The organism is Micromonospora arida (assembly GCF_003857035.1).
GTDB classification, from domain to species: domain Bacteria; phylum Actinomycetota; class Actinomycetes; order Mycobacteriales; family Micromonosporaceae; genus Micromonospora; species Micromonospora arida.
The window spans coordinates 1-2,146 of sequence record NZ_QGSY01000179.1; the positions used below are offsets into that span (position 1 = coordinate 1).

Annotated in this window: 2 protein-coding genes; both read right to left on the minus strand. The window is 75.2% G+C overall.

The window, feature by feature from the left end:
• A partial coding sequence (locus DLJ58_RS16275; protein ID WP_244218966.1) for a PH domain-containing protein occupies positions 1-1,467 on the minus strand: 1,467 nt, incomplete at its 3' end.
• Positions 1,468-1,510: 43 nt separating this feature from the next.
• On the minus strand, positions 1,511-2,062 hold the full coding sequence (locus DLJ58_RS16280; RefSeq protein ID WP_386997923.1) for a PH domain-containing protein: 552 nt from the start codon (positions 2,060-2,062) through the stop codon (positions 1,511-1,513).
• Positions 2,063-2,146: the final 84 nt, after the last annotated feature.

The following is a 2,146-nucleotide window of genomic DNA, read 5'->3' on the forward strand; positions in this document are numbered from 1 at the left end:
GGATTGGGTGCGGGCTTGGTGTGCTCTTGCGGTCAGGTCGGCTGCCAGGGCCCAGGCCTCTGCCAGGTCGCGGTCCTGGGCGGTGGCGCCGGAGCCGCCCGCCGTGTCCGCGTGGACGGTGGCCAACCCGAGACGGCGCTGGACAGGCCCCTGGACCACTCGCACGCTCTGGATCCGGGCGTACGGCACGATCACCAACTGCCGGGTGAGCCGCCCGGACCGGGTGGCGAACACCCGCTCGAACAGCCCCGCGCCGAACGCGGCACGGCCCAGCGGGTGCAGCCAACGGGTCCGGCGCGGCGGCGGGCTCAGCGCGAGCGTGTCGAGGCGTACCCCGGGAAGCACCTCGGCGACGATCATCGTCGCCGTCGGCAGGTCGCCGACCGGCAGGAGCCGGTCGGGCCGGTTGCGGTCGTCGGCCTCCGCGACGGAGTAGCCGGCCACCTCCAGCCGCAGCCGTAGCCAGCCCTTCATCCGCCACAGCAACGGCCAGGTGGCCCGCACGGTCTGCACCCGCTCCAGCGGTACGGTCTGCGCCCGTGTCTCCAGCAGGCCGTTGTGCACCCGCAGCGTGCCGCCGACGCGGGCCAGCCGGAAGTTCCAGTCGTCGAGGACCCGGCGGATCGGTTGCAGCAGCACACCCGCCATCGCGGTCAGGGTGCTCGCCACCGCGACGAACGACCACGAACCGGCGGTGAGGAACTGCACCACGACGAAGGCCACACCGAACGGGAGCAGGAACGCCTGCGGGGTGAGCAGTTGGCTGATCAGCAGGTTCTGGTTGCGTACCGCGTGCAGTGGCCGGCCCGGCACGGCCGGTGGCGCCGTCGCACCCGGGGTCACCGCCTCGCCGGGCGCGGGCTGCTGCGCCACCCGCCCGGCCAGCGCCAGCAGACGCTCGCGCAGCACTGCCGCGTCGGCCACCCCGAGGTACGCCAGTGGTGCCTCGGTCTTGCCTCCGCCGACCACTTCCAGGCGCAGCTCGGCCAGCCCCGTGAGCTGGGCGAGCAGCGGCCGGACCACCTCGACGGCCTGCAACCGTTCCAACGGGATGGCCCGGGTACGCCGCCAGAGCAGCCCCTCGTGCACCCGTAGTTCCCGGCCGACGACGTGGTAGCCGGTGTTGTACCAACTGACCACCGACAGCACGGTCGCGCCGAGCGCCAGCACCGCCACCATGGCGGCGAACCAGCCGAAGCCCACCCGGGACAGCGTTGACCAGGACAGCCCGGCGATCACCACGACCAGGGACTTGGCGCCGTGCAGCACCGGGCTGAGCGGGTGCAGTCGCTGCCGAGGTTCGCCCTCGCCGCCGCCCGGTGGCGCCGGCCACGGCGCGGGTGTGCCGGGCGGCACCCGCCCATCAGGTGCCGCGCCAGCGGGTGCCGAGCCAGCGGGCAGCACCGGCCCCGGTGGCGTCGGGCCGGTGGGTGGCAGGGTGCTCGGCTCGGCGGGCCCGTCGCTCATCGGAGCGGCCCTCGGCGCGGTCGGCGGCTGCCCGCGCGGGTGCTCACAGCCCCTCCGCCCGGTCCTCGCCGAGCGCGGTGAGCCGATCGCGCAGCCGGGACGCCTCCGCCGGACGCAGCCCGGGCACCCGGGCGTCGCTCGCCGCCGCCGCGGTGTGCAACTGCACGGTGGCCAGGTCGAAGGCGCGCTCCAACGGCCCGGCGCTCACGTCGACGAACTGCATCCGCGAGTACGGCACGATGGAGAGCCGGCGGACCAGCAGGCCGTGCCGGACCAGCAGGTCGTTCTCCCGCTCGGCGTACCCCCAGACCCGGACCGCGCGGACGATCGCGACGGCCCGCCACGCGCCGAGCACCAGCACGACGGCCACGGCGAGCCCGAACAACCAGTGGCCGCTGAACGCCCAGCCGGCTCCGGTCACCGCCAGCCCGATGGCGACCACGATCGCCAGCCGGATCAGTTCCACCCAGATCAGGTCGGTGGAGATGGACTGCCAGTGGACCGTGTCCGGCCAGGGCTCCAGCGGACCCCGGCCACCCGGCGCAGCCGTCAGCAGCGCTGCGGGGTCGGGCGGCAGGAGACCCGGGGGCGGCAGGTCGGGCGCGCGCTGGTCGGCGGCGGGTGCCGGCCGGTGACCGGGCGGCAGCGCGCCCGGTGGCAGTGGCGCGGGCGTCGAAAC